The 22,060-nt window shown below is 34.5% G+C and carries 19 protein-coding genes; 8 read left to right on the top strand and 11 right to left on the bottom strand.

All coding sequences use genetic code 11. The features are described 5' to 3' along the window. Window positions 1–41: 41 nt before the first annotated feature. The 4 genes from iolG to NST60_RS02775 all read left to right on the top strand — a co-directional run bounded on the left by iolG (window position 42) and on the right by NST60_RS02775 (window position 4,405). The gene (iolG, locus tag NST60_RS02760; RefSeq protein ID WP_328019495.1) at window positions 42–1,076 is read left to right on the top strand and encodes an inositol 2-dehydrogenase; all 1,035 of its coding nucleotides are present in this window, start codon (window positions 42–44) and stop codon (window positions 1,074–1,076) included. A gap of 105 nt (window positions 1,077–1,181) precedes the next feature. After that, entirely contained in the window at window positions 1,182–2,192 is a 1,011-nt protein-coding gene (locus tag NST60_RS02765) for a Gfo/Idh/MocA family protein (RefSeq protein ID WP_328019496.1), read from the top strand. Between the two features lie 21 nt (window positions 2,193–2,213). Further along, window positions 2,214–3,077, top strand: a complete 864-nt coding sequence (locus tag NST60_RS02770; RefSeq protein WP_328019497.1) for a sugar phosphate isomerase/epimerase family protein — start codon at window positions 2,214–2,216, stop codon at window positions 3,075–3,077. 74 nt (window positions 3,078–3,151) lie between these two features. Continuing rightward, window positions 3,152–4,405, top strand: coding sequence for an MFS transporter (locus NST60_RS02775; RefSeq protein WP_341098111.1), 1,254 nt, complete (start codon window positions 3,152–3,154; stop codon window positions 4,403–4,405). A gap of 265 nt (window positions 4,406–4,670) precedes the next feature. On the opposite strand, the gene NST60_RS02780 is transcribed toward NST60_RS02775, so the two are convergent. The 3 genes from NST60_RS02780 to NST60_RS02790 all read right to left on the bottom strand — a co-directional run bounded on the left by NST60_RS02780 (window position 4,671) and on the right by NST60_RS02790 (window position 7,433). Then, the gene (locus tag NST60_RS02780) at window positions 4,671–5,168 is read right to left on the bottom strand and encodes a heme-binding protein (protein WP_341098112.1); all 498 of its coding nucleotides are present in this window, start codon (window positions 5,166–5,168) and stop codon (window positions 4,671–4,673) included. 204 nt (window positions 5,169–5,372) lie between these two features. Next, entirely contained in the window at window positions 5,373–6,890 is a 1,518-nt protein-coding gene (locus NST60_RS02785; protein WP_016200889.1) for a flotillin family protein, read from the bottom strand. Between the two features lie 27 nt (window positions 6,891–6,917). After that, window positions 6,918–7,433, bottom strand: a complete 516-nt coding sequence (locus tag NST60_RS02790) for a hypothetical protein (RefSeq protein WP_016200888.1) — start codon at window positions 7,431–7,433, stop codon at window positions 6,918–6,920. A 553-nt stretch (window positions 7,434–7,986) separates the two neighbouring features. Here NST60_RS02790 and NST60_RS02795 point away from each other — a divergent pair. Next, window positions 7,987–8,313: a hypothetical protein gene (locus NST60_RS02795; protein ID WP_016200887.1), complete on the top strand. Its 327-nt coding sequence runs from the start codon at window positions 7,987–7,989 to the stop codon at window positions 8,311–8,313. A 480-nt stretch (window positions 8,314–8,793) separates the two neighbouring features. Here the strand turns inward: NST60_RS02795 and NST60_RS02800 are convergent, their stop codons facing one another. The 5 genes from NST60_RS02800 to NST60_RS02820 all read right to left on the bottom strand — a co-directional run bounded on the left by NST60_RS02800 (window position 8,794) and on the right by NST60_RS02820 (window position 13,969). Beyond that, complete coding sequence (locus NST60_RS02800) at window positions 8,794–9,570, bottom strand: Cof-type HAD-IIB family hydrolase (protein WP_169188307.1); 777 nt, start codon at window positions 9,568–9,570, stop codon at window positions 8,794–8,796. Beyond that, complete coding sequence (locus NST60_RS02805; RefSeq protein WP_212118710.1) at window positions 9,567–10,382, bottom strand: ABC transporter ATP-binding protein; 816 nt, start codon at window positions 10,380–10,382, stop codon at window positions 9,567–9,569. Before NST60_RS02805 ends, NST60_RS02800 begins: the two co-directional genes overlap by 4 nt. A 554-nt stretch (window positions 10,383–10,936) precedes the next feature. Then, the gene (locus NST60_RS02810; protein ID WP_016200885.1) at window positions 10,937–11,203 is read right to left on the bottom strand and encodes a phosphocarrier protein HPr; all 267 of its coding nucleotides are present in this window, start codon (window positions 11,201–11,203) and stop codon (window positions 10,937–10,939) included. Between the two features lie 319 nt (window positions 11,204–11,522). Next, on the bottom strand, window positions 11,523–12,236 hold the full coding sequence (locus NST60_RS02815; RefSeq protein WP_169188306.1) for a gamma-glutamyl-gamma-aminobutyrate hydrolase family protein: 714 nt from the start codon (window positions 12,234–12,236) through the stop codon (window positions 11,523–11,525). A gap of 176 nt (window positions 12,237–12,412) precedes the next feature. After that, the gene (locus tag NST60_RS02820; protein WP_016200883.1) at window positions 12,413–13,969 is read right to left on the bottom strand and encodes a bifunctional metallophosphatase/5'-nucleotidase; all 1,557 of its coding nucleotides are present in this window, start codon (window positions 13,967–13,969) and stop codon (window positions 12,413–12,415) included. A 256-nt stretch (window positions 13,970–14,225) separates the two neighbouring features. On the opposite strand from NST60_RS02820, the gene NST60_RS02825 reads away from it, so the two are divergent. Both NST60_RS02825 and NST60_RS02830 read left to right on the top strand, forming a co-directional pair. Then, complete coding sequence (locus tag NST60_RS02825; protein ID WP_169188305.1) at window positions 14,226–15,188, top strand: D-2-hydroxyacid dehydrogenase; 963 nt, start codon at window positions 14,226–14,228, stop codon at window positions 15,186–15,188. Window positions 15,189–15,847: 659 nt separating this feature from the next. After that, a complete protein-coding gene (locus NST60_RS02830) occupies window positions 15,848–16,195 on the top strand; it encodes a hypothetical protein (protein ID WP_254414916.1) in 348 nt (115 codons plus the stop codon). A 308-nt stretch (window positions 16,196–16,503) separates the two neighbouring features. Here the strand turns inward: NST60_RS02830 and NST60_RS02835 are convergent, their stop codons facing one another. The 3 genes from NST60_RS02835 to NST60_RS02845 form a co-directional block, all read right to left on the bottom strand. Next, window positions 16,504–17,352, bottom strand: a complete 849-nt coding sequence (locus NST60_RS02835; protein ID WP_254414915.1) for a metal ABC transporter permease — start codon at window positions 17,350–17,352, stop codon at window positions 16,504–16,506. Next, the gene (locus NST60_RS02840; RefSeq protein ID WP_016200879.1) at window positions 17,289–18,005 is read right to left on the bottom strand and encodes a metal ABC transporter ATP-binding protein; all 717 of its coding nucleotides are present in this window, start codon (window positions 18,003–18,005) and stop codon (window positions 17,289–17,291) included. The genes NST60_RS02835 and NST60_RS02840 overlap by 64 nt, the downstream gene beginning before the upstream one ends. 969 nt (window positions 18,006–18,974) lie before the next feature. Beyond that, window positions 18,975–20,210: a coiled-coil domain-containing protein gene (locus NST60_RS02845; RefSeq protein ID WP_016200878.1), complete on the bottom strand. Its 1,236-nt coding sequence runs from the start codon at window positions 20,208–20,210 to the stop codon at window positions 18,975–18,977. A gap of 555 nt (window positions 20,211–20,765) precedes the next feature. Here NST60_RS02845 and NST60_RS02850 point away from each other — a divergent pair. Then, complete coding sequence (locus NST60_RS02850) at window positions 20,766–21,890, top strand: NAD(P)/FAD-dependent oxidoreductase (protein WP_016200877.1); 1,125 nt, start codon at window positions 20,766–20,768, stop codon at window positions 21,888–21,890. The last annotated feature ends 170 nt before the right edge of the window (window positions 21,891–22,060 follow it).

The raw sequence follows: 22,060 nt of genomic DNA on the forward strand, positions 1-22,060 counted from the left end.
CTTTATGTATGCAAAAATAACTGTAAGGGGTGTTTTAAAAATTGAGTAAGCAAAAACAATTAAATTGCGGAGTTATTGGTTTAGGCAGAGTTGGCAAGATGCATGTGGAAAATATACTCACAATGCAGGACATTAACATAGTTGCTGTTTCAGATTACTTTATTGATTCAATAAGTGATTGGCTCGATGAAATTGGTATTGAAAAACGTACAACAGATTATGCTGAACTCTTAGATATTCCCGAAATTGAAGCAGTATTCATCTTTACTTCTACAGATACTCATGAGGAAATTGTCACTGCTGCTGCGAAAAAAGGAAAACATATTTTCTGCGAAAAGCCTTTAAGTATGAGCTTAGATGAAGAATCCAGCTTGAAAGTATTACGTGCAGTTAAGGAAAATAACGTTAAATTACAAATGGCATTTAATCGCCGATTTGATCCACAATTCAGAAATATATATAATATGGTTCGTGATAACAAAATTGGAGAACCTCAAATGGTGAAAATCACCTCTAGAGATCCCGATTTACTACCTTATGATTTAATTCAAAGAATTGGTGGTTTAATCTTTGATTTTACTATGCATGATTTTGATATGGCACGCTATATGATAGGATCGGATATTACGGAAATATACGTTAAGGGAAATACACTCATCGATCCAAAATTAAAAGAAATTGGAGATATCGACACTTTATCTATCATCTTAGAGTTTGAAAATGGTGCATTTGGAATGATTGACAATAGTAGACGTGCTGTTTACGGCTATGATCAAAGAGTAGAAGTATTTGGCTCAGAAGGGATGCTTATTGCAGATAATGTAAACGCTTCATCTGTCACTTATTATAATAAAGATCAGGTGGAAACTAAAAAGCCCCTTCCTATTTTCACCGAAAGATATAAAGAAGCCTATATTAATGAAGTTAAATTTTTTGCTGATTCCATATTGAACAATGCTCCAATTGTGTGTACTGGGGAGGATGTTTTTATCGCACAACAAGTTGCAATCGCTGCTCAAAAATCACTTGAACTAGGGCAACCAGTAAAAGTAAATAAAATTCCTGTAAAACCTTAAATAGCTATAAGGTATACTATCGTTTGTGAATATTTGAACAAATTAATAACCAAGTAAATATATGAGTTTAATATGTTTTATATTTTAATAATAGGAGGAGTTCAGATGAGCTTAAAACTTGGTGTTGTAGGAACTGGAGCAATCGGAAAAGATCATATTAAACGCTTGGCCTTTACACTTAATAATGTAGAATTAATCGGTGTTACGGATATCGTTGAGGGCAGAGCTGCGCAAGTACTAGACGAGCTTGGATTAAGCAATGTAAAAATATACCGTAATGATATTGAAATGCTCCCAGATGTTGATGCTGTTATGATAACAGCATCAAGTGTGGCCCATGCAGAAATTGCGTTACATGCCCTTAATGCAGGTAAATATGTTTTTTGTGAAAAACCACTAGCCACAACCGCAGAGGACTGTTTAAAAATTATGGAAGCTGAAAAGAAATACAATAAACGATTATTGCAAGTTGGATTTATGAGACGATATGACAAAGGATATCAGGAGCTTAAACAAGCAATCGAAGAAGGAGTTATTGGCAATCCACTTATTCTTCATTGTCGTCATTATAATCCAGTTGTCTCATTAAATTATACTACTGAAATGCTCATTACCGAGACTTTAATTCATGAAATAGATGTTTTACATTGGCTTATTGACGATGACTATCAATCGGTACAAGTGATTTATCCCAAAAATTCAACTATTGCAGAAAAACAGCAAATGCAAGATCCTCAAGTTGTTATTCTTAGAACAAAATCAGGTATTTGTATTATTGTAGAAATTTTTGTTAGCTGTCAATACGGCTACGATATTCAATGTGAAGTAGTTGGCGAAAAAGGGATCGCCTCCTTACCAGAACCAACTAGCATTAATTTACGACTAAATGGAGAGCAAAAAACAACCATATTAATGGATTGGAAAGAGCGTTTTATTGAAGCCTATGATGTGGAAATTCAGCATTTTATCGATCGAATTGTAGGAGAAAACACTTTGACTGGCCCTTCTGCATGGGATGGTTATATTGCAGCGATAACTGCCGATGCTTGTGTAAATTCTCAAAAAACAAGTGCAATTGAAGAAGTTGTCTTAGTAGATAAACCAGACTTTTATTAAAGAAAGGAAGAATAAACAATAATGCGTTTAGTTTATGACCCTTCTCATTACAGAGATAACACAAATTTAAAAAATACGATTGATACAGTTGCCAGACTAGGATATGAATATGTTGAGCTATCACCACGTAAAGACTTCATTTGGTTTTATGAGTATCCTAAAGTTGATAAACAGCTTATTAAAGATTTAAAAAGATATTGCACAGATGCTGGTGTGAAAATTTCTTCCGTCTTACCAGTACAACAATGGTCATCTCCTAATGAACAAGAACGCCTTGCAGCCATTAAAAATTGGAAGCGCTGTATTGAGATCACTTCTGAATTAGGAGTAGACTTGATGAATAGTGAGTTCAGTGGGGATAAAAGTCGCCCTTCTGAGAGTGAGGCAGCTTTCGTTAAATCTATGGAAGAGCTAATTCCTCTTTTTGAAAAAGAAGGAATTAACCTAAATTTACAATCACATCCTAATGATTTTATTGAACTTAATATAGAAGCAATTCAAATGATTCGTGCACTCGATAAACCATGGATTAAACTAGTATATTCTGTTCCACATGCTTTCTTTTATGATGATGGGATTGGAGATGTAGCAAAACATATAGATGAGGCTGGCGATCTACTAGCACATGTATTAATTGCTGATACCTTAAACCATAAAGCAGCCTTTGGATTGCGTTATATTGTCAATCCACCAAATGCTAATATCACCATTCACCAACATTTAAATCCAGGTGAAGGAGAAATAGATTTTGATGCACTTTATCGCAAATTAAGGGAAATAAAATTTGATGGAATCGTAACAAATGCCGTATTTGCGTACCCAGATAGACCAGAATGGTCAAATGAAGTTACTTTAAAATCGATAAGAAATGGGTTGAAACTGTAAAGCAAATGGCATATAGGCCAGTAATATTCCTATATGCCATTTAACAATTAAGTTTTAAAGAAAGGAAAAATGGAATGAAAAACATAAACAGTTCAAATTTTTGGTATCGGATTGGGGTTCCAACTGAATTTACCTGGGGATATATTGGGACATTTCTTTTTATGCTCGGCAGCTGTATTGAAAATAGTTGGTTTTCAGCTTATCTTGTAGACCTAGGATTTTCTGTATCGCAAGCAGCAACCATTTTCTCTGCCTTCGGTATTATGGTAGCATTGGGTTCATGGTTATCTGGAATTTGTGTAGAAGTTTGGGGAGCAAAAAAAATCATGCTTATTGGCTTAATTGCCTATTTAGCATTTTCTATTCCATTTATGCTTTTTGCCTTACCTTCAGAAAACTATTTAGCCATTTTATTATTGTATATGGGTAGAGGGTTAGGATATCCGCTATTCTGCTATTCCTTTTTAGTGTGGCTAACCATTGATGTTGATGTCAGCATCCAAGGCAGAGCAACCTCCTATTTTTGGATATGCTATAATTTAGGTTTTACCATTATCGGCCCAGTTTTTGCGGTTCAGCTTATCCCGTTCATTGGAGAAACCGCTGTCATATGGGTAGGAATCGTCCTTTCCATTGTAGGCAGCTTATTAGCACTTTTTCTCACAAAGAAAAAGTTTATCATTAAAGAAAGAAATACAACCCCATTGGTAGAAATAAAAGAAGGAATTTTAATCATGTTTAGAAGACCTAGAATTGGTACCGCTGTTATTGTGAAGACAATTAATGGCCTTGGCACCTATGGCTTCGTCGTTGTATTACCAGTGTTTCTTATTAATAAAGGATATAGTATGGCAGAATGGTCAACCATTTGGGGAGCAACTTTTATATCTAATCAGATATTTAATGTTATTTTTGGCTATTTAGGGGACAAAATCGGTTTCAGAAAAACGATCCAACTTTTTGGAGGAACTTTAACAGGCGTCGCCACCATCGCTGTTTATCTCGTCCCACAATTATTTGGATATAATTACTGGTTATTCTTCTTAGCAATGTGTTTTTGGGGTGCTGGACTAGCAGGTTTTGTTCCCATGTCGCCCCTTGTTCCACTAATGGCACCAGATAACAAGGGAGCAGCAAACTCAGCTGTTAACTTTGGGTCAGGATTAGGAAATTTTGTTGGCCCTGCTCTAGTTTCTTTACTTGTTGCCTTTGGTACTGGAGCTGTTATGTATACAATGGCTGCATTATATTTACTAAGTGTTATCTTAACAGCCTTCTTAAAAACACCAGATGAACTACATCAACCGCTGAAAGATGAAGCAGCCTAGATAAGCGCTAAGCTGGTTGCTTAAAGAAATACAAAGGTCTTCCCATTCTCTCAAAACCTTGCATGTGGCGCATTTCATTTTTGGTTTTGGGAGAATTTCTTTTAAGAAAAATAGGATTTCTAATGTAGCAGAGAGTTTAAATTCTTTCCCATCTTCTATATCGAAGTCAGACTTTCAGCCCAAAAAAGGCAGTCACATAAAAATAGCTAATTCCCGAAGTAGCTATTTTTATGTAATCTACCTTAAAAATTCTATTAACTAGTCTTTATTTTTCACTAGAATACAAATCAAACTCCAACTCTTCCTGTTCCTGGCGTAACATTTTTATTGCATTTACACACAACATATGATCCTCTTCCATTGTTAAACCGGAAACAGTTAAACAACCCTCATAGCCATTCCCCATCACCTTAACAGGAAAACCACCGCCAGCAAGAGCATATTCCTCTCGATTTAAGCCATTTGTTTGATAGTATTCTACCTCATTTTCGTTATACTCCAAACGAATTAACATGGAGCTTTTTTCATGGTGGTATACTACATTCCTTTTTCGATGAATCCAACATTCATTTTCATAAGAAGTATTTTTCCCCGCTAAGAAAAATAATTCCCTTTTTCCTTTGTATATTGAAATACAAATCTTACTTGCATCCTCTCCCGCAAGTTCTATCACTCTTTGTGCTAATAAAAATGAATCATCAATATTAAATGTAATTAGTTGCGCTTCTTTTTCATGTTCCATTACCTCTAGTTTTGTAAACATTTTTTTCATCTCCTCTTTAATCTTTTTTTGATATTAATTCCCTCAACTTCATGTTATCGCTTTCATATTAATTGAAAATAGGAAATTAGTTAATCTATTTTCTTGCTATTAAATTGATCTTTTTTAACACTAATCATCCGAATACTTTGCTTCAGTACTCTTACAACCAAAAAACCCGATAGCTATTAGCTACCGGGTTTTGAACTATTCAGCTGATTTATTACTTAAATTATCATTCAACTCATTAATACTCTGACGAATATTCCCTTTACCTGATAAATTTTCAAGTAATTCTTTAACATCAATTCCTGCTGAAGCCTTTAAGGATTCTTGCATCGTTGACATTAAGTTCGTTGCATAGCCAGTTACTTTATTAGCTCCCCCATTACTGCCATCACTTCCTGTATCAACAACAGTAATCTTATCGATATTAGCTAATGGACTAGCCACTTGTTTTGCATATTCAGGTAACATTTCAAGCACCATATCCAAGATTGCCGCTTGGCCGTATTGTGCATATGCTTCTGCGATTTTGCGTTTTGCTTCTGCTTCTGCCAAACCTTTTAAGCGGATGATTTCTGCTTCTGTTTCCCCTTTTGCTTTTTCTGCTTCCGCTTTCGCTAAACCATCTACACGCACTTTTTCTGCTTCCGCTTTCGCTTGTGACTCAATGCGGTATTGGTTCGCATCTGCTTCAGCAATTTCACGGCGTTTGTTCGCTTCAGCAGCCTGTTCCATCGCATAGCGATCGGCGTCGGCTTTCTTTTTAACCTCTGAATCATACTGCTTCTCTCTTCTGAGAATTTCTTTTTCTTCTAATTCAATTTGTTTCTGTCTTTCAATAATCTTAATTTGCATTTCTTGTTCTGTAACTTCCTGCTTAGAACGAGCACTTTCTAAATCGTACGCTTGGTCAGCACGTGCTTTCGCAATATCTTGATCTCTTCTATAGTCAGCAATTTTCATTTGATTTTCTTTTTCTGCTTCAGCAATTTCCGTTGCTCTTTCTAACTCGGCCTTTTTAGCTTCTTTATCCGCTTCGGCTTTTTTGATTCTTGTTTCTTTATCTGCTTCAGCAGTAGCAATGTCTGCATCTCGTTTTACTTGAGCAATTCGTGGCTTACCAAGTGATTCTAAATATCCATTTTTATCTCTTACATCTTTAATCGTAAAGGAAACGATGATTAGACCCATCTTCGCTAAATCGTGTGAAGCAACTCTTTGTACTTCTTGTGAAAACTTATCTCTATTTTTATAAATTTCTTCTACTGTCATACTACCGAGAATGGAACGTAAATGTCCTTCTAGTACTTCTCTTGCTTCGTTTTCACGATCTTGTTTTGTTTTTCCTAAAAACTGTTCAGCTGCAGTAGCGATTTCCCCAATGGAACCACCAATTTTAATAATCGCTGTACCGTCCGCCATTACTGGAACACCTTGTTCTGTATATACTTCCGGTGTAGAAACATCTAATTTACTAGATAACAAACTTAGAGGTTCTGATTGCTGGAAAACTGGGAGAATAAATGCCCCTCCCCCTCTAATAATTTTTATTTTATTTCCTGATTCATCGACATGAACATTTTTAGAACCTAAATAACTTCCTGTTACAATTAGCGCTTCGTCCGGTCCTGCTGTCTTATACTTTGCCACAAAAATACTAATAAGTGCGATTAGTAAAAATACTACGATTGCTATTACAATATAAATCTCAATTGCCATCCATTTTTCCTCCTCTAGTATGCTTTTCTATATACCGTCCTTACGAACAACATAGGCAACATTCTCTTTAATCTCTACTACAACCGTTTCTTCACCAAATCTAATTTCTTCATTATAAAAACTTGCTGCAGTCTTTGGTATATTCCCACTGATGCTCTCAATCAAAATTTCCCCAAAGCCATCTTTCGGAATTGCAGTTATGACTTTGCCAATTCTTCCTTTTAATGATTCATCATTGTAAACTAATGATTCCTCTGCATTGGCAAGAGGGATAAAAACAAAAAAGTGTAAACAGCTTGAAATAATAAGTGCGATTACTGCTGAAATGGAAAGAATAATAATGCTATTGATATTAGAGTACTTCTCCATAATATAACCACTTGCTGATAAGATCGTGAAAAAAGCAAGGATTAAGGTTGGGTTAAATACACCAACATCTCCACCAAATAAATCTGATAGTAATAATGTTAATATGACACATATTCCCGAACCAATTAAAACAGTTAAATAAATGGAGGGAAGATCAAAGCCGAATAATTCCATAAACATCATTCACTTTCTAAAAATTTAATTTTGCTATGTATTCACTGAATCAATCCTCCTTCGTTTTATTTCTTACCATACATACGGCTTAAAATAAGAAAGGTTTCAAGAATCTTTAGAAAAAATAAAGAAAACTTCCATCAGTGTTTTTTTGCTTATTCCAATGATGATTAGTAAAAGCGGGATAAACCTAATTTATATTCCTATTGTAAAGAACTTACATAGAGAAATAAAGACCACATAGTGTCTTTGGGAAAATTACTAATACGTTTTCACCAATTGGTTTCATTCAAAAAAGAAATGCCGTTTCTAAAAATATTGTTGTTTTTCAAGAGACAGGTAAGTCTCACGGAAGCTGGAGTGTGTTTAGGCTACAGGCAATACATACAAAGTTTTCAAATACATCCACCATTAATTTTCTCATAAAATTTCGTCATCTTTAAGAATTTGTTTCATATCATAATTTAAGGGGAATTTCATATATATCAACTTAATTTTTTGTATATGCCATTGTTACCGTTTGAGCAATAAATCTTAATGAAAAGGTGATATTGTGGAGGAGCATACGAAACGTACAGATAAATATGTGGAAAAGAAAAATAGTATTGGGAAAAAAGTTATGTATTTTTTAGGTTCTATCCTACTGCTTAGCACCATTTTTGGAGGCTATATTTTCTCAGATAAATATTTTGCTAGTGAGCCTAAAACAGGAAAAGAAGAATTTGGGGAAAAAGTAGTTATAACTTTGCCAACCGGTAAAAAAGTGTATACCTACGAAAATCTAATTGTGGAAGAAGACGGCAAACTACTGTATAAAGGGGAACGCAATACAATTGATTTATCAGGTGGAGTTGTCGTATATGAAGATTGGAAGGATTAAAATAATCTTTGTTGTAAAGTGACTTTAATATGTTGGTTTATACTACCAGTACATACTGGTTTAAATAAAGAGGCTGTGACATAACTAAATAGATACTATGTAAAGACGAACAATCTCTCATTTAGCTAGTAAATAGCGGCTGCTTTCGCATACTTTTTTACAATAGAAAATATAATTAGTTGGGAAAACAGAGCAGCCGGAATACACGTAGACTCCTGTGGGATTAGCGAGACAGTCTGAGACCCTGCAGGCCAAAGGCCGAAGCGACTCAGCGCGAGCCCCACGGAAAGCGAAGTGTATTCCGGCTGCGGGCAACAGCAACAAACTTCATAGAGCATCCTTTTTTAAAATGAAAAAACCCTAACAATTATACGAACTTTTCGTTAGCGTTTTCGTATAATTGTTAGGATTTAACTTTAACTGGAATACTTATGTCCCAGTCTCTTATTTGTATGTATCCTGCACTCTCCTAAACTTCCTCTACTCTAGGAGACCTATTTTTTTTAATCCATAAGCAATTCCGCCTTCGTCCACATGTTTTGTGACAAATTTAGCATATGGTTTAATATTTTCATGAGCATTTCCCATAGCTATTCCCATCCCTACATAAGAAAGCATTTCTTTATCATTTAACCCATCTCCAAATGCCACTGCTTCCTTTGGATCTATATTTAGGATATTTAAGATTTGTGCTATCCCTGCTGCTTTTGAACCACCTGTTGGAATAACGTCCGTTGATAAAGGATGCCAACGAACAAAATGAATATTGGAAAATGACTCTTCATACAATTTCTCTTCTTTCCCTTCACAAAAAAGCAAGCATTGATATATATCTGCTTCCTTCCAAAAATCTTTTCGATAAGATGGAGCATTTAATTTTAAGGACTGAAAGGATTCAATAACATGCGCATGTTCTTCATGATTTGCGCAGCATTCCTTACTCCCTTGGAAAACTAGTGGATGATTATTTTTTAATGCCATATCTTCTAACGCTTTTAGTGTTTCAACAGGGATCGGTTTTCTATAAACTTCTTCTGCCTCATGCACAACATATGATCCATTAAAAGAAATATAGGATGATAAACCAAGATCTGCTAAAATATCTGAAAAGAAATAAGGCGCTCTACCAGTTGCTAATACAACCGGAATATGACGCTTCTTTAATTCCTTAATAGCTAATTTTGCATCATTCGGAATGTTTTTCTCTCCGTTTACTAATGTTCCGTCAATATCAATAAATACAATTTTATAAGTCAATATTCTGCTCCTTTGTCTCGTTCTCCGTTCTCAATCAATGAGCTTCTTCTAGCCAATAGTGGACGTTCATTCTTCCAAATAATTTCTACTGGTAATGAAAAAAAGCTGCTCATATTCTTACTTGTCAACATTTCTTTTGTGTGTCCTGAGGAAAATTCCTCTCCTTCTTTCAATAGAAAGGTATGAGAAAACACTGGTAATATTTCTTCTACATGATGCGTAACGTAAATGATGCTGCTATTTTCATTTACTAACTCGGAAATAGTGTCCAGTAATTGTTCTCTTGCTAAAAAATCTAAACCAGTTGCTGGCTCATCTAATATAATAAGCTCAGGATTTACCATTAAGGCTCTTCCAATAAGTATACGTTGCCGCTCACCTTGAGACAAGCTATTATATGGTCTGTCAGCGTAAGATAAACTACCTAACTTCTCCATTATTTCAATCGCTTTGTTCCTAATTTCTAGTGTTGGTGACTCATATAAGCCAATCGAAGCATAGGCGCCACTAAGCACAATTTCAAATGCACTGTCTGATTCATATAAGTTTTGCTGCAGTCGATTTGATACTAGTCCAATTTTTCGTCTCAAGGCTCCTCCTAACTCCGCTTTACCGAACACCTTTCCTAGCACTTCCATTCTTCCGACTGTTGGATGATAATAGGCACAAATCATATTTAATAAAGCTGTTTTTCCCGCACCGTTAAGACCATATAGAATCCAATTTTCTCCTTTATTAATCTCCCAATTAATATTTTGCAGAATCCATTGGCCATTTCTTTTTAAGCCAACATCTTTTATTTGAACGATCATGCCACTCCCCCCCCTATTCTTTATATATTTTACTAAAAATTCTTACAATATGTACAGGGGGAATAACTGGACTGACCTATTTGTATTACTATTCATTATTAATTTCACCTACAAAGTCATCTATAACACAGCAACTGCCGCAAAAAATAAAGGCTGTTTTCGCAAAGTTTGTTGCTAGAAGTATTTCTATCTAAAAGTTTTTACCTATTACGAAAACAACGATCTTTAGAAAACAGACAAAATAAAAAAGATCTGACTTTTTTCTTCATGGAATCATTCAAAGAATATTCTTCTTAAATGATTCCATTCTGCTTTAAGCCAAATCTTTATAAGAATAACTACAATTATAAAATGAAACTAACACTGTTGATCTCCCACCCATTTTACTCGTATTCTCATAAGCTTACACTTGAGTCTTACTGTCCGTTAAGAGTGGGATAAATGCTTACTTCCTGTTTACAATATCATTATCTCTGTTTATGTAACCGCTTTAATTACAGTGCAAAAAAATATTAATGAGAGTGACCCCCATTTAAGAGGGTCATAAACAAAGATTAACCAACTAATCCTTCTTTTTTAAGGACAGCTTCTACACCGTCAACTGCTTCTACTTCATCTTCACCAGTTGCAGAAATAGTAATTTCTCCACCTTTAGGTACACCTAGTGACATTACGCCCATAATAGACTTTAAGTTCACTGATTTTCCTTTGAAAGAAATTTGCATATCAGATTTGAATTTGCTAGCAGTGCTTACTAATAATGTTGCTGGTCTAGCATGAATACCAGTTTCATCAATTACAGTAAAAGTTTTTTCGCTCATTGTTATACCTCCTAAAAAATTGTCTTACCATATTATTTTAGCTGATTTTAGGAGTTAATACTAACTTTTTTTTCATCTTTTTCTGTTTTCACTTATTTCTTTATCTTATATGGTTAAAAAGCTTCTATATTAAGCCCTTATTAATGTATCCTGTTAGATTTTCCTATTTTATCCCACTCTTAACGGACAGTAAGACTCCCCCCTCAAGCTTATGAGTATACGAGGAAGATAGGTGGGAGGTCAACTGTCCGTAAAGGTCCGATTGGTTCAACTAACCATCAATGGGAGAGGAAGGAAAAAACCCCCACTGATGGAAGTTTCACTTTATACTTTTTATAAATTCGGCAAAAATTCGATTCATTTTTTCATTAGTAGAGGCCATAGATTCAGGATGCCATTGAATTCCCAATAAAAAATGAGGATAATTTTTATGTTCTACCGCTTCAATAATACCATCACTGCTAGTTGCAACGACTTCTAAATCTTCAGCTAAACTATCAATTGCTTGATGATGAAGACTATTTACTCTTGTTTTTCCCTCTCCAATAATCGCTGCTAATTTACTGTTCTCTTTAATTGATACAAAATGGGAATCCAAGCTTCTGCTCACAGACTGGGTATGTTTAATACTATCAGGTAATTGAGAGGGGATATCCTGAATAAGTGTTCCTCCTAAAGCAACATTTAAAATTTGAATTCCTCTACAAATTGCTAGTATCGGTTTATTCGTTTCCATCGCTCTTTTAATTATTTGTAACTCTACTTGATCTCGCAAAAGAATTGTATCTCCAATGTTTCGATGCGGATCTTCTCCGAACAAGATGGGATCAACATCTTCTCCACCGCTTAAAAGAACCGCATCACAAAGATCCACCATTTCGATAGACAATGCCTCCTCCACAAATGGAAGGATAATCGGTAATCCACCATTTGCCGCAATTGTATTTTGATAGTCATGATGAACATAGGTACCTTCCATAAATTTATTTTTAAAAATGTATGCACCCGTTATCCCTATTATCGGTTTGCTCAACGATCTCCATCCCCTAACACCATTTAATTTTTTTAATATTAACAATATTAAAAAGGAAATATAAGAACTTGTCAATGAACTTTAGGAAAAGAAAAAATCAGCTATTATCAATACACATTCTAGTCAAAGATAATAACTGATTTTTTCAATTATAATTCTATAGAAACGTTATTACTTTACCAAATAACTTTCCAGTTATGATTACAAGTAGCAGAAACGATTCTTCTCTCCATAATATAATTAGCAATCAATTCAGAAGCATCAAATTGAACCTCTCGAACAACAGGTTTATTTTTAAACATTAAAAAATTTCCACCGCCTCCTGCTCGATAGTTATTCATTACAACTTCATAAATCGCTTCTTCGTTTATTGGCATGCCATCAAAATTTAATAGAATGACTCTTTGTCCTATTGGTTTAGATAAATCAAGTATATATTCAATCCCTTCCCACATATCATAGTTGTAATGCTGAGGCTTTGGATACACAAAAGAAGGATTAACTATCGGCTCGCCTTCATCATTTAAGGCAAAATATTTGGCGCTTTGTTCTAACGCGTCACGAATATCTTTTCCTGTTAATGCAAGTACTTTAAATGTATTAGGATAAATATAATTTGATACAATATCTCTCATCGTTACATTTGGTTTAAATCCTGGCGAGGCATTATTAAAAAGGGCAGTATTGCTGATTTTCACTTTCGCTACATCCATTTGCACTTTATTAAGAAATTCGATAAGTGGATTGTCTCCTAAGCGAATTGTCATTGGATCTGTTACTAACATATCCCCATCAATATGACCAATTGGCGTATCTAACCATTCTTGGGTACTTTCTTCATATTCCTTTGCTAATAGAAGAATATTCTTGTCTGCTTCTACTTCTGCTACGGATAATAATTCAGAGCTTTTCTCGATTACTTCCCCTTTATCATCTAATACCAATGTAATTTTGCCCACAAATTTACCATTATTGCTTGGTTGAATGATTTCTGTACCATTTATATTCCCAGTTAATTCTCGATGTTGATGACCAGTTAATAGGACATCTACTCCATCTATTTGTTTACAAATGGTATATCCTAGATTCTCCCTAGTCAATACCTCTGTCGGCTCACCTGTTTCAAGATTCCGTTCAAAGCCACCATGATAAGAGATGATAAGAACATCTGGCTGCTCTTCCTCCTTAATGAGATTGACCCATTCTTTCGCACTATCAAAAGCATCATAAAATTGAAGTCCTTTAATATTATGCGGATTTTCCCAATTCGGAATATAATGGGTTGTTATACCTAGGATAGCAATCTTAAAGTCATTTATCGTTTTAATCATATAAGGAGTTCCCAAAAATGGATTTTTCGTTTTTTCTTCCACAATATTGGCACATAGCCAGGGGAAATTCGATTCTTCGACTGCGCTTTTTAAAATAGGTAAGCCATAATTAAATTCATGATTTCCAATAACAGCCGCATCATATTTTAATTCATTTAAGATAGTGATCATTGGATTTTTTTTGTCTGCTAAAAAATTTACATAATGATAAGTTAACGGTGTTCCTTGTATTAGATCGCCATTGTCTATTACAATCGTATTTGGATTTTTGGCTCTTTCATTTGCTATAACAGTAGCAACTTTTCCTAAGCCTACAGCAGACGACGTATTATCTCCATAATTCAATGGGAAGATATTTCCATGAATATCACTCGTCAATAAAATAATTACTTCTGTATTCAAAACTTCATCTCCTGTTATCAATAATTCATCATTTCTACATGTATCATTATTTTACTAATAGCAATTCGTACCAAATAATAGCATTAATATTATAGCAAGTTCATTCTTTAATAACTACCGATAATACTTCTATTTCCTAACCAACTCTTTAGTTTTCATGTGTGTTTTAATGAAAATAATCAAAATCATTACAATTATCACATATTTTGATACAATAGAAATTAGAAAATTTTACGATAAAGGAGTGTTCCCCTAAATGAATAAAAGAAAAATATTGATTACCCATTCTCTTCATCCTTCCCTTTTGGAAAAAATTCAGTCAGCATTTTCAGACTGGCAAATCATTCATGCATTAAAACCGGATGATTGGGAAAACCATTTAATCGATTCCGAAATTATTGTTGGCTGGAAAAGCAGCTTTAATTTACAAACCATATTACAAAATGACCAACTGAAATGGATCCAAACATGGAGTGCAGGTGTAAATTCACTCCCATTAAATCAATTGCAGAAAAAAAATATTTATATTACAAGCGCAAATGGCGTACATAGCTATCCTATATCCGAAACAATTTTTGCACTCTTACTAGGATTTACAAGAAATATCCATGCCTATGTTCGAAATCAACTAGTCAAAAAGTGGGACGGAACAGATATTAAATTAGAAGCGCATAAAAAAACAATTGGCATTATCGGCGTAGGAGCAATTGGGCTTGAAACAGCTAAAATTGCTAAAGCATTTGATATGCATATTATCGGTGTAAGAAATTCACGTAAGCCTACCGACTATGTAGATGAATTATATACTTCAGATCAATTGAATGAAGTGCTTCCTCTCTGTGATTATGTAGTGGTCACACTTCCTTTAACAGATGATACGTACCATCTATTTCAAAAAGAGCAATTTAACCAAATGAAAAAATCTGCCTTTTTTATCAACATTGGGCGTGGCGAAATAGTGAAAGAGGAAGATTTAATCTCAGCCTTAAAAAGCGGTGAGATTTTAGGAGCAGGATTAGATGTATTTGAAACAGAACCATTAGAGCAATCAAGCCCATTATGGGAATTGGATAACGTTATTATAACTCCACATACATCTGGTTCTACAGAACATTATAATAGTAGAGTTATAGAAGATATTTTGCTGGTTAACGCAAACCACTATTTAAAAGAAGAACCATTGCCGATTAATTTGGTGGACTACCAAAAAGGTTATTAACCTGCTCTTTTATACAAAAAAAAGGCTGGGACATACGTATTCCAGCCAAGGATAAATCCGAACAATTATACGAAGGTGCTGATGAAAGTTCCGTATAATTGTTTGGTTTTTTATTTGTTTTTAAAAGGAGGTTTCCATGAAGTTTAGTGCGGTTCCCCGCAGCCGGAATGCACTTCGCTTTCCGTGGGGCTCGCGCTGATGAGCCTCCACACTCCGGGGTCTCAGACTGTCTCGCTAATCTCACAGGAGTCTACGTGTATTCCAGCTGCTCTGTTTTCCCAACTAATCATATTTCCTCTTGTAAAAAGTATGCGAAAGCAGCCACTATTTACTAGCTAAATTAGAAAGTGTTCGTCTTTACAGAGTCTCTATTTAGTTATGTCCCAACCTTTTTATTTAAGTAGTTCAATTTCAATGGAGAAATGTTCTTAAACTAACACAGCAGGATTATGGAACGGAAGAAGTTTTAGTTTAATTTGCTGTTAGAGATTAAGTCTCAGGACTTATATAAAAATTGAACGAGAGGCTCAAGATTCTATATAAGGAAAATGATAAATTATTTGAAGTAGAGATACTGATTATTTTAGTGAGTATAAAAATATCACTTCTATTTTGAAAGTGGTGCAAAATATTGGAGAATCAGAAAGGGGATACATTAGATGAAAAAAGCAAAATATCAATTAACAGATTCAACCGCAACTAGAAAGTTACAAATTACTATTGTTTTATGCTCCATTATTTTTACCATTGGTACAGCTATCCATAATTTTGTTATTATTAATCCGCCGTTAATTGAAACAATGATGCAAATGGCAGGTGGAGCTGACCCTGCTGGTGCTGCATCAGGATTTACATTTGGTTTTAGAATTGTTGGATGTTTATACATTATAGGTAATGCGTTAGGTATATTCGCTTTAAATAGCCGTTCAAGAATTTTATGGTGGGTTATATTAGTGGTAAATATCACTCAAGCTACTGGACCTATTATGATACCTTCATCAATGTGAACAACAGTTAACGACGTTTATGGTGTGTTAGGGATTTTACCAAGTGCGATTACGGATGGTGGAGCGATTATCTTATCTTTAGTAATGATTATTTCTATGCTCAAATTTCGTACGATTTGGGCACAGAAACCCGCTTAAATTAAAGAGTTTTTTAGTTGAAGAATAAAATAGAAAGATCTAAAAAACGCTTGGAGTTAGACCAAGCGTTTTTGTATGTTATTTATTGTGTTAATACTGCTGTTTTTTGATAGGAAATTCAGGCTAATATTTTGCATTTTCTCCACATTAGCTGAACTACTTACTTATTATTATGCTGCATTCTTATAATTCTTCTGACTTGATGCACGACGAATCATCATATAAATCCTTTGACTTAAAAAGCCTACTAGCAAGATAACCACTAATAATAAAGTAATCGTTGCACCTGGAGGAGTTCCTAAATGATAAGAAGAAAACAAGCCAGTAAAAATACTAACAGCAGCTACTAAAATTGCAACGATAAATACCCATTTAAAACCTTTCACTAATTTAATGGAAAAAGCAGAAGGCAAAACTAACAATGCTGAAACTAATAACACACCTATAGTTGGAATGATAACGGAAATTGCAATACCTGTTAAAATACTAAAAGCAATCGATAGCATATTTGTATTAATACCACTAGTTGTAGCAGTATCTTGATCAAAAGTCATTATATACATCTGTCTTGTAAAGAAAACAAAAAATAATAGAATAATTCCAGTAACAATTGCTAGTACATTTACTTGCTGTTTACTGATTGTGATGATACTCCCAAATAAATACTGATCCATGCTTGTCGTCATTCCACCACTTGATAAGCTCATAAGAAACAAAGCAAATGACAATCCAGCTGCCATTAAGATAGCAATGGATACTTCTGAATACGTATGGTATGCTCTTCGCATATATTCAATCCCAATTGCCCCAGCGATAACAACTAGAAGACTAGAAAGCGTCACATTCGTTTGAAAGAAAAAACCAATCGCCACTCCAGCTAGTGAGATATGTGACAAAGTATCTGCCATTAATGCCTGTCTTCTTAAAACTAAATATATCCCAATGATTGGTGCGATTATTGCAATGAGCCCACCTGCCCAAAATGCTCTTTGCATGAATTCAAGCTCAAACATCTCCATCCGCCTTTTTCTCCTTTCTCAATATGAATGATTTTATCTAAATAATCCTCTACTTCATCTTGATCATGTGTTACCATGACAACCGTTCTATTATGTTCAATTACCTGGTGCTTCATAAATTCATAAAAACCTTTCCTACTATCCGCATCCATTCCAGTTGTTGGTTCATCCAATACAAGTAAATCAGGTTCTGACGCCAAGATTCGCGCAATCACAATTTTTTGCTTTTGTCCTCCTGATAACTCCCCAACTTTCTTATTTCGATACTCCCACATACCAACCATTTCTAATGACTTCTTCACTGCCTCATGGTCTACGTCTTTCAATCTTTCATACCATTTCTTACGCTGATATCTACCAGAACGAACAAGCTCTAACACAGTGCTTGGAAAACCAACATTAAAAGAGGAAATTTGCTGGGGCACATATCCTACCGTTAATTTCTTTCCATTTGCATTAAGCTTATTTATTTTCACACTGCCTGACCAAGGCTTCAGTAAACCTAATAATAGCTTTAACAAAGTAGATTTACTTGCACCATTCGGACCTGTGATTCCAACAAACTCTCCACTTTCTAATTCGAAAGAGACACCTTCAAGAGAAGGAACATGTTCATATCCAAATGTAATATTCGATACTGTCGCTAGTTTCATAGTAATTACCCCTTTCTATTTGTAATTTCTGTTTTAATATAACTATCTCTTATACAAAAAATCGCTTATCTTAACTTGCGGTTGGGTTTTACATTCCTCTAAGATTAGGATGAAACAAAATGCTTATTTATACCATCATTAGAGTCTAGCAAAAATCGCAAAATTCCATAATAAAATATTTATAATTTTAGCTATTCTCTTACCTATTTTCTCCATTTATTTACCGTTTAATTCCCCATACCTTTTTGAGAAAGCTCGTTAGTTTGCAACCATTTCGTATTCATTACGATTTAAAGAAAAGATTTACTATTTAATTTAAAGAAAATCATCATTTATTTTATGAACGTTTCCTATATTACTACTTATACACGACACTTAATAATAGACTTTTCCTATTATGGTGTCAATATAAAATGAGACTTCCAACAGTGGGGCTTTTCCTTCCTCCCCCACTGATGGTTAGTTGAACCAATCGGACCTTTACGGACAGTTGATCTCCCACCCATCTTCCTCTTATTCTCATAAGCTTTAGGGAGGAGTCTTACTGTCCGTTAAAAGTGGGATAAATCCAAACGATTCCGATTAAAAATTTTATAATAAATTTGTTAATTGGTCAAGAATTCTCCCTTATTATAGGGAAATTAGTGCTGTTTCTTGCAAGATGAGGCACATCGAAATATTACGAAAAAATAAAGTGAAACTTCCATCAGTAGGGAATTTCCTTCCTTCCCCATTGATGGTTAGTTGAATCATTCGAACCTTTACAGACAGTTGGATCTTCCACCTATCTTCTACGAATTCTCTTAAGCTTAAAGTTGAGTCTCACTGTCCATTAAGAGTAGGATAAAATATTAAAATATCTCTTTTAAAACGGCATATATTTTTAAAAATGGGGTAAATATATGTTAAACAACATAAAAGCATTACAAGATGACATTCATCAAGTAATGCTTTCTTAAAATCCTAATATTAGAATCTTACAACTCTTCCATTAAATACTGTTTTCCAATATCCACTGTCCATAGATGCGATTGCAACACCAGTAGAACTTTGAGAACCAATAAACTTACCGCCACCAACATAGATACCAACATGTCCATCTGTTTTATAAGTATTAAAGAATACTAAATCTCCTGGTTGCATATCACTTGTAGATACGCGAGTACCTGAGTTTTTCAAAGCATCTGTACTAGCAGGAATGCTGTATCCAGCCTGAGAATAAGCCCAGCTAACAAAGCCAGAACAATCAAATAGACCATTTGCTATATCTGAAGCTGTTCTACCTCCGCCAAATTTATAAGTCGAATTACCAATATACTTATAGCCAGCAGTAATTGCTTTTGATTTTCCACCACTTGGTTTCACAGTTTTATTGGAACTTGACGTCTTATTTGAAGTCTTACTTGCACTCTCACTAGTTCCAACTGTTGAAGCAACCAATTGATTTATATTATCTTGTTCTTTTTGTTGAATCATTTTTTTAATTTGTGGTTCTACAGACTGTAAAGAACCATATTTTTGTTCTAATTCTGTTTTATGTTGTTTGTTATCTGCTTCTTTTGCTTTTAAATCTTTTTTTGCTTGCTCATTTTTCTTCTGTTGCTCTAGGTTTTGCTTCTGCATTTCTTCAAGATCTAATTTTGTATTGTTTAAATCATCATATTTTTCTTTTATTTCATTTTGTTTCGTTTCTAAATCTTTTTTATCAGCTTCATTGCTTGCAATTAAGTCTTGATCTGCTTCCATGATTGTAGCTACTGCTCCTACACGGTCAACAAACTCCTTAAAGCTGGCAGCACCGAAAAGTACTTCTATATAATCTACACTTCCCCCATTTTCTTGGAAGGTACGTGCTCTTTCTTTTAATACATTATTACGCTTTTCAATTCTATCTTCTAATTCTTTTATTTGTTTCTCAAGAGAAGCAATTTCTTTTTCGGTTGTTTTCATCTTAGCTTTTGTTTCATTAATAAGACTTTTATTTTCTTCAACTGCCTTATCTACTCTTTTAATTTGTGCTTCTAATTTCTTCAATTCTTCTTGTGCTTCTACAATTTTAATTTGAGCGTCTGAAATTTGGCTTTGTAAAGATTCTTTTTGTTGAGCAACGCTAGTTGCATGAGCATTGATTCCTGGGATGGTAAAGCTAGTACCTAATCCAAGTAGTATTGTCGTGTTTAGAATCACTAGTTTCTTTTTTAACATTTCCATTTTCCCCCTGCACATTGTCTAATGTAGAATTCTTCTAATATATTTATCTATGTATTTTCTTTATGTTTATGGATACAATTGGTAGAGAGACCCTTTTAATATAGTATTCTCTACTCTATAAATCAAACGAAAACCCTGTTTTCGACGAAAGTTCTTTATATAAAACATCTTTCGCCACAAATAGAAGTATAACATCATAATTTGTCATTTAAGTAATAGGAATATTACAGTTATGTTTCAAATGGCTTTTTTCTTCAATTGTTCACAATTTTTTCAAACTTTTTACCTATAAATTTTTATAAAAAATATAAGTGTATCAATTCTATTAAATAAAAGAACCGTTCTTAATAGAAGTATTTTATCGTTTCCAATCGACAATTCCCATCATTTTTTTGCATTTTTCTTTTTTATCTAAAAAAACTATCACATCATTTAAAAGTACTGCTACATAATTAAAAGCCTTCTTTCACCTATCCTTCTAATGAAATTACACATTATGTTATAGTAGAATAAACTTGTTATTTACAAAGTGAAGGAATTGATTAATATATGAAGAAAGTAATAGTTGTTGGCGGTGGAATACTTGGTGCTGCTATCACATTTGAATTAGCCAAACGAGGGGCTCAGGTAGTTGTGATCGATAGAGAAGATCGAGGGCAAGCAACAAAAGCAGCTGCGGGCATTATTTGTCCATGGAATTCCCAACGTAGAAACAAAAAATGGTATGTATTAGCTAGAGAAGGAGCAAAGTACTATCCATCTCTCGTTAATGAATTACATAGCTTCAATCAATTAAATACTGGCTATAAAAAGGTTGGTGCGCTTAGCCTGCATTCTGACGAAGCTAAATTAGAAGCAATGAAAGAGAGAACATTAAAACGAAAAATAGAGGCACCAGAAATTGGCGATATAAATATTCTTACCTCTACAGAAGCAAAATCGTTATTTCCCTTATTAGCTCCAGGATATAGTGCTTTACATATAAGCGGGGCAGCAAGGGTAAATGGTTGGGCATTACGTAATGCTCTTATAGATGCGAGCCAACAATTAGGGGCTACCTTTATCCAGTCAACTAGTACCCTTATAAAAGAACACAATACAATTAAAGGTGTTAAACTTAGTGATAACACAACTATCTATGCTGATGAGGTTGTGATTGCTGCTGGAGTTTGGGCGAATGAATTACTTGAACCACTTCAATTATCCTTTGACGTCAAAGCACAAAAAGGACAGATTCTCCATGTAAAATTAACTGATCATCTGTGTTCAGATTGGCCAGTAGTAATGCCGCCACATGATCAGTATTTATTAACATTAGAAAATAACAATATAGTTATTGGTGCTACACACGAAAATACAACCGAGTTATCTGATACTATTACAATTGCCGGGATTAAAGAGATCATCGATAAGGCCTTATTATATGCCCCTGGATTGTCGGATGCAGTATGGAGTGAAGTGAAAGTAGGTTTCCGGCCTTTTACAAATGACTTCCTTCCCGTGTTCGGAAGACTGAAACAATACGCCGGACTAACAATTGCTAATGGCTTAGGTGCATCAGGACTAACAATGGGTCCCTTTATTGGAAAACAACTCGCAAAATTTCTTCTTGAATCTGAATGCGAGATTGATTTCACCCCCTATTCCATTGATAGTTCGATTCAAGAATTATAATGAAAACTTCCAGCAGTGTGGGGAATCCTCATCCCCTCTGATGGTTAGTTGAACTAATCGGACCTATACGGATAGTGGGTCTCCCACCTATCTTCCTCGTGTTCTCATAAGTTTATGGTTGAGTCTTACTGCCCATTAAGTGTGGGATAAATGTTTAGGACACTTAACTA

The sequence above is a fragment of the Niallia sp. FSL W8-1348 genome, assembly GCF_038006745.1.
GTDB classification, from domain to species: Bacteria; Bacillota; Bacilli; order Bacillales; family Cytobacillaceae; genus Niallia; species Niallia alba.

Excerpts from the sequence above, each read along its gene's own strand:
- NST60_RS02765 (WP_328019496.1), top strand. The coding sequence starts at position 1,182 with ATGAGCTTAAAACTTGGTGTTGTAGGAACTGGAGCAATCGGAAAAGAT.
- NST60_RS02770 (WP_328019497.1), top strand. The coding sequence starts at position 2,214 with ATGCGTTTAGTTTATGACCCTTCTCATTACAGAGATAACACAAATTTA.
- NST60_RS02775 (WP_341098111.1), top strand. The coding sequence starts at position 3,152 with ATGAAAAACATAAACAGTTCAAATTTTTGGTATCGGATTGGGGTTCCA.
- NST60_RS02780 (WP_341098112.1), bottom strand. The coding sequence starts at position 5,168 with ATGTTTACAAAACTAGAGGTAATGGAACATGAAAAAGAAGCGCAACTA.
- NST60_RS02785 (WP_016200889.1), bottom strand. The coding sequence starts at position 6,890 with ATGGCAATTGAGATTTATATTGTAATAGCAATCGTAGTATTTTTACTA.
- NST60_RS02790 (WP_016200888.1), bottom strand. The coding sequence starts at position 7,433 with ATGGAATTATTCGGCTTTGATCTTCCCTCCATTTATTTAACTGTTTTA.
- NST60_RS02805 (WP_212118710.1), bottom strand. The coding sequence starts at position 10,382 with ATGATCGTTCAAATAAAAGATGTTGGCTTAAAAAGAAATGGCCAATGG.
- NST60_RS02810 (WP_016200885.1), bottom strand. The coding sequence starts at position 11,203 with ATGAGCGAAAAAACTTTTACTGTAATTGATGAAACTGGTATTCATGCT.
- NST60_RS02825 (WP_169188305.1), top strand. The coding sequence starts at position 14,226 with ATGAATAAAAGAAAAATATTGATTACCCATTCTCTTCATCCTTCCCTT.
- NST60_RS02830 (WP_254414916.1), top strand. The coding sequence starts at position 15,848 with ATGAAAAAAGCAAAATATCAATTAACAGATTCAACCGCAACTAGAAAG.
- NST60_RS02835 (WP_254414915.1), bottom strand. The coding sequence starts at position 17,352 with ATGGAGATGTTTGAGCTTGAATTCATGCAAAGAGCATTTTGGGCAGGT.
- NST60_RS02840 (WP_016200879.1), bottom strand. The coding sequence starts at position 18,005 with ATGAAACTAGCGACAGTATCGAATATTACATTTGGATATGAACATGTT.
- NST60_RS02845 (WP_016200878.1), bottom strand. The coding sequence starts at position 20,210 with ATGTTAAAAAAGAAACTAGTGATTCTAAACACGACAATACTACTTGGA.
- NST60_RS02850 (WP_016200877.1), top strand. The coding sequence starts at position 20,766 with ATGAAGAAAGTAATAGTTGTTGGCGGTGGAATACTTGGTGCTGCTATC.